The sequence below is a fragment of the Moorena sp. SIO2C4 genome, from assembly GCF_010672485.1.
GTDB classification, from domain to species: Bacteria; Cyanobacteriota; Cyanobacteriia; order Cyanobacteriales; family Coleofasciculaceae; genus Moorena; species Moorena producens.
Genome location: NZ_JAAHGN010000552.1, coordinates 1 through 4,909, shown reverse-complemented (window position 1 = coordinate 4,909; position 4,909 = coordinate 1). Strand labels below are relative to the sequence as shown.

The window sequence follows — 4,909 nt, the reverse complement described above, 5'->3', positions numbered from 1 at the left end:
TCTGAGTCATTGACATCCGCTGCTCAATAAACAAGGCCAAATTATGACTATTAACAATACCATCCGGGTAATTTTCCGGATTCAATCCTGCCAGTAACTCCTTGGTAAATACTCCTTGTTCATGGCTAATCTCTACTCCCGGCTCGTAGGAACGAGTAGCAGTAATCAAGCAGTAAGCTTTATCAGTTGGGATAAATTTCAGTAACTCGCCACTGTAGCAACAATCTAACCAAATCACTACCTGTTTCACTGGGCTAGTTGCGATTTGCTGACCCAATTCCTGCAGAGGATAGCCATAAATTCCCACATCCGGAAAGGCATCACTAGTCACTAAGAAAACCTCTTCAATGCCATCCACCTCTTGTCTACAGCCATGGCCTGAAAAGAAGAATAGGGCGGTTTCTGGAGCTTGGTTAGGAGCAGGAGGATTAAACAGATTAGCAACTGCTTCCCTTAATTCCTCTAATTTTACTAGTCCTGTGCTCGATAGTCCCCCTGGTCCTTTTTGGGTCAACCCAAGGGGTAAGTCCTGAATCCGGAACGGTTCATAGCCATACTGTTGTAATCGTTGAGCGACATTTTCCCCGTCTTTAACAGCAACGGTCAGGTCGTTAAAGTTGGTGTATTCTGGATAACGGTTAATCCCAACGATTAGGGCTTCCCATTCCGGTGTCATTGGAGCGAGGTTGTGAAATTTTTATTAGCATAACATAATATCGCAATTTCGAGCACTCGGCTGATCCTTCATGTATAAAGATAGTAGATAGTGATCGAAGTAGTGACAGTGGCTGATGAATACCAACAAAACCCTATTAGCTTTTTTACTTGCTCTGACCGATTTAGACACACCCTTGAGTCAACCTGAGAATAAGAGCATCAAAGAAATTGGCGATCAACTTGATGCCCAACCTCTGGCCTGGGAGAAGTATACCAAACCCAAGCTGCTAGAGATGATTGCCGCCAATCCTGAGTTAAATCAACGTTACCAAACCTATTACAACCAACTTGACACTACGGTCGATATTCCTCCAGACTATCTCCCCACAGAAGCCGAAATCCAGCCAGTCAATACACCTAGCCGTACCTCGATCATGAGAGGACATAAACCTAAGTCATCACCTACAGGCTATGACCAACAAATTAATAATATTGTGATTGTCGTCAGTCGTTCAGAACAGCCACAAGAAGTTGTCCAAAAATTACCCTTGGAAAAACTTAAAGGGTTTTTAGGGGCTTCTAAAAAGTAAATTACCCAATTCGGGAGTCGGGAGTCGGGAGTCGGGGTAATAAAATTGAAGGGTGCATCTGATATTTGTAAAAAAAAAGATAACTGTGGGAATTTTATGATAATTTTTGCCTAATTGCAAAAGCGATGAAGTCGCTACCAAAAATCCTTAAATCCTTATAGAGTTGATTAACTCTTGCCTGTTGCCTGTTGCCTGTTGCCTGTTGCCTGTTGCCTTTCCATAAGGTAGTATGTTCACAACTAAAATAAAAATGCTATAGTGAGCGATATAATCTTTCCAACTCTCGATTTATTTTTATATGACTTACGAGATGCTCTCAACCTCACTGAAGCTGAGAAGCAAGAAAAGCAAGCTAAGTTTCGAGCTAAACTCCCAGCAGATAGTAAATTCTTCGATCCTGATCTAGAAACCAAATATTTAGAACTACTCCCTAAACAAAAGTATTATGACTTTACCACAGCAAACGATACCCTAGAAGGGTACTACTATCCTGTCCGCTTAAATGATACCTATGGCTTGCAAATTGATTGTTCCATTAACAATCAAACCGACCCCCAAACCCCTGACTGTTTTGCCAGACTGCGAGCAGAAATTGAATGGAGATTACAAGGGGAAAGGGCGACCCTAGGGCAAACTTGGATGCTTTCTGGATGGTTACCGAAAACGTCGAGCAAAAGCTACGAATATATTGCTAAATCCTGTTATCATGTTTTCCAGACAGCGGCGAATTGGTCACAAGATTTACAAGGAGTATCAACACCCGAAAGTTCGACCAAACAGGAAAAAAACATTGCCAAATCGGGTGCTCAGGTTTTCGATAAAGCAGGGAATTGGTCACAAGATTTACATGGAAAAGGCAGCTTATTTGGTGGTGAAGTTTTTGAGCTGTGGCGATATCAACCCCTGAATCAGGTCAACTGCCATGTAATCATTATGCTCTTTTCTGACCAAGAAAGTATGGAAAAAGCAGCGGAATTGTATACGGATTGGATGGGTCTGTTTAGTTATAGAAACAAAATTTTATGGGCTTACAGCCAAAGTCGCTTAATCAAAAAAACCTTGGTAGCTTACTATAAGCAGGTTGAAGCCAATCAGAGACTTATCAGTGACGAAAACGCTTCTAGTTTTAGAGACCAAACCATCGCCGCAAAACTCGATGACATTCAAAATTATTTAGGGAATTATACCCTGGATTTGCCTAAACTAAATTTTCAAAACCAAATTATCGAGATTAATTTATTCAATTATCAAACCCGTTTAGAAATCATCAACCAAAAATGCCAAAAATTAGGTGCCGATAATAACCTAGAGTTTTTAGAAACGTTTAGTAAAGAGGTAAAGGAAAATTACCTATTGCAGGTTACTAAAGACTATGATATAATGGAGATGGCATTACGGCTGCTAGAGACCAGGCTCAATGCCATCCGTAGTCAAATTGAGCTGGAAAAAGCAGAACGCGATCGCACTTTTCAGACTATAGTAACGGTAGTTGGTGCGGGGACAGCTGTCACGGCTTTAATGGATTTTGACGCTAAGCAGTGTGATACTTTATCCACGCTGATCCCACCCTTCAAAAAGAGCTGTGACAACCCTTGGATCAATAGTGTGATAGTACCAGTTGGGCTAATCCTGATATTTGGAGTAATTGCCTTGTGCTTCAAAAAAATCTTATCAGGTAGTAGGTTGGGTTGAACTGAGCTCTTGGAAGGCAGAAGGCAGAAGGCAGAAGCCAGATGGCAGAAGCCAGAAGCCAGATGGCAGAAGGCAGAAGCCAGATGGCAGAAGCCAGAAGCCAGATGGCAGTTCCCGACTTTTGGTGGGCAGTGCAAACCCAATGCTATGGCTAGTCAGTGAATCATACGGATGCACTGCCCACCCTACATGAATTCCCGACTTTTGGTGGGCAGTGCTTAGCAATGCTATGGCTAGTCAGTGAATCATACGGATGCACTGCCCACCCTACATCTGTTCCCTACTGTTCCCGACTCCATTATTAAGCAACGCCCCCGACTCCCGATTCCCGACTCCCGACTCCCAACTCCCGACTTCTGCAACAAGTCTAATCAACTGCTCCCAAGGCTTTCAGGGAGGTAATAGTTGCTTTTGTTAAACCAGTAACACCGGCGATATTCATCCCCTCATAGGGTCTAGGCACTCTCAGGGTTTTGATACATTGACCCTTCTCGATATCCCAAAACTTAATTGTGCCATCGTTGCTGCTACTGGCTAGCATTAAACCATCTCGACTAAAAGCAACAGACCATACCACATTAGTATGTCCATGGAGAGTTTTTAAACATTCACCTGTCTGAACATCCCAGAGCTTACAGGTTTTATCATAACTACCACTAGCGATCAGTTTACCATTAGGGTTGAACGCCACTGAGCGTAATCGATGGGTGTGTCCACGCAAAGTGTTGAGACACTCACCAGTGCCAACATCCCAGATCCTAACAGTGTGGTCTTCACAGCCACTAGCGAGAATTCTGCCATCTCCACTAAAGACAACGGACTTGATGATATTCCGGTGTCCCTGCAAAGTACTTAAACAGTCACCGGTGCCAACATCCCAGAGTTTAACGGTTTGGTCTTCACAGCCACTAGCGAGGGTTGTGCCATCTGGACTGAAAGCCACTGACCAGATCAAACTCCTGTGTCCTAATAAGGTCTGGAAACACTCACCGGTGCTAATATCCCAGAGTCTTACCCTATCGTCATTATGACCACTGGCTAAGATTTCTCCATTGGGACTAAAGGCGACTGAAAGTACCCACTTGGGTCCGTGGAAGGTGTTGAGACATTCACCAGTGCTAATATCCCAGAGTCTGAGGGTTTGGTCTTTAGAGCCACTAACTAAGATTGCACCATCTCGACTGAAGGCAACAGAAAATATCAAATTGGTATGTCCTCGTAAGGTATCGAGGCATTCACCGGTACCAACATCCCAAAGTCTTACGGTTTGGTCTTCACTGCCACTGGCGAGGGTTGTCCCATCTGGACTGAAAGCAATAGACCATACGCCATTGGTATATCCTCGAAACGTGTTGAGGCATTGACCAGTGTTAATATTCCATAGCCTTACGGTTTGGTCATCACTACCACTTGCTAAAGTTACGCCATCTGGACTCAAAGCAATAGACCATACACCATTAGTATGTCCGTACAACTTATTGAGGCATTCACCAGTGCTAAAATTCCATAGCCTTACGGTTTTATCATCACTACTACTGGCGAGAGTGGTTCCATCTTTACTAAAGCCAATTGACCGTATGCTTTTTGTATGTCCCCGCAGCATCTTAACGCATTTACCGGTGCTAAGATTCCATAGCCTTACGGTTTTGTCATCACTACTACTAGCGAGGGTAGTTCCATCGGGGCTGAAAGCCACTGACCTGATCTGATGAGAGTGTCCTTGTAAGGTGCTGAGGCATTCACCTGTATCAGAGTCCCAGAGTTTGATAGTTTTATCTTCACAGCCACTGGCGAGAATGGCACCATCGGGACTACAAGCTACGGCTCTTACGGTTTGGGAGTGCTCTGGCAAGATGTTCAAGCATTCACCGGTACTAACATCCCAGATTCTAACGGTTTTATCGCCACTGCCACTAGCAACAATTGTGCCATCTCCACTGACAGCAACTGACCATATTCTACTCCTATGA

Annotated in this window: 5 protein-coding genes; 3 read left to right on the top strand and 2 right to left on the bottom strand. The window is 43.8% G+C overall.

Annotation, left to right across the window (positions count from 1 at the left end; all coding sequences use genetic code 11):
- The coding region (locus F6K20_RS24200; protein WP_287296316.1) for a caspase family protein at positions 1-676 on the bottom strand (676 nt) is incomplete at its 3' end.
- 115 nt (positions 677-791) lie between these two features.
- On the opposite strand from F6K20_RS24200, the gene F6K20_RS24195 reads away from it, so the two are divergent.
- From F6K20_RS24195 to F6K20_RS24185, 3 genes are all read left to right on the top strand, one after another.
- Complete coding sequence (locus F6K20_RS24195; protein ID WP_008181028.1) at positions 792-1,247, top strand: hypothetical protein; 456 nt, start codon at positions 792-794, stop codon at positions 1,245-1,247.
- Positions 1,248-1,505: 258 nt separating this feature from the next.
- Positions 1,506-2,939 carry a hypothetical protein gene (locus tag F6K20_RS24190; RefSeq protein WP_287296314.1) on the top strand — a complete coding sequence of 478 codons (1,434 nt, stop codon included), beginning with the start codon at positions 1,506-1,508 and terminating at the stop codon, positions 2,937-2,939.
- Positions 2,940-3,179: 240 nt separating this feature from the next.
- Complete coding sequence (locus F6K20_RS24185) at positions 3,180-3,341, top strand: hypothetical protein (protein ID WP_287296313.1); 162 nt, start codon at positions 3,180-3,182, stop codon at positions 3,339-3,341.
- Here F6K20_RS24185 and F6K20_RS24180 read toward each other — a convergent pair.
- Positions 3,307-4,909 (bottom strand): WD40 repeat domain-containing protein (locus tag F6K20_RS24180; protein ID WP_287296311.1); only part of this gene is annotated, 1,603 nt, incomplete at its 5' end. The genes F6K20_RS24185 and F6K20_RS24180 overlap by 35 nt on opposite strands.